Below are 940 nucleotides of genomic sequence, written 5' to 3' on the forward strand. Positions count from 1 at the left end.
CCCGGAAGTCCCAGTGGCCGAAGATGTCGTGGGCGTGCAGCCCGTACTGCCGGCAGATCGCGGCGCACAGCCGGGCGAGGGAGTCGAGCAGTTCCTCCGGCGGCGTCTCGGTGACGTACGTGCCCTCGTTCTCGATGCCGATGGCCCGCCCGTTCTCGCCCGGGCAGTGCGCGGCGATCATCTGCCGGTCGCCGGCGCGCAGCCGGTCCAGGCTGCCGTGCCGTCCCTCCAGGACGTGGCCGCCGCGGCTGACGGTGAAGTGCTGCCCGGTGTCGGACCAGCCGTTGCCGTCCATGTGCAGGTCCTGGCAGTCGCGGGCGAGCTGCTTGGCGTGCTCCTCGGAGTAGTCCGTGACGTTCGGGAACGCCATGTGGTGCACGATGATCTTGTTGGTGGGGGTCGCGCTCACCGACAGCGGATCGGCCGGCGGGCGGGCGGCCCACTCGTCGCAACTGATGATCCAGTCGAGGTCCGCGCCCGGCGCGGCGTGCGCGGCGGCCGGCCGGACGAGCTCGCTCCCGACGACCGCGACCGCGGCGGCGCCGAGACCGGCCCGCAGCAGCGTACGGCGGTCCAGCTCGGGGTGGTCGAAGTGCATTCCGCCTCCTCGATGGCCCGGCCGGGGCCGGGTGATGTAAAGGAACTCCAACGGCTGCGCGCGAGGTGGAGAATATTGCCAAGGCGGCGCGGCGCGCCAGAGGACAAAAGCGACGTTCGCCGGGCCGCTCCTACCGCCGGAGTAGGCGATCTCACGTCCGCTGACCGGGACGGACCATGTCGCGTCGTGATCGGCCGTGGCAGCCTGGACCCGTGCAGTCGCCCAGCCCGGCCGGGATTCTCGTGCTCGTCGCGGTGCTCGCGGCCGCCACCGCGTTCGGCTGGTGGCGCCGCCGCCACGACGGGCGGCTGCGCGCCGTCCGGAAGCGCCCATCGGACGCCG

At 72.9% G+C, this 940-nt stretch carries 1 protein-coding gene; it reads right to left on the reverse strand.

Annotation, left to right across the window (positions count from 1 at the left end; translation table 11 throughout):
- On the reverse strand, positions 1 to 598 hold a 598-nt coding region (locus tag MCBG_RS33600), incomplete at its 3' end, for a peptidoglycan recognition protein family protein (RefSeq protein ID WP_223201046.1).
- Positions 599 to 940 lie beyond the last annotated feature (342 nt).

Source organism: Micromonospora sp. M42, assembly GCF_000568915.1.
GTDB classification, from domain to species: domain Bacteria; phylum Actinomycetota; class Actinomycetes; order Mycobacteriales; family Micromonosporaceae; genus Micromonospora; species Micromonospora chalcea.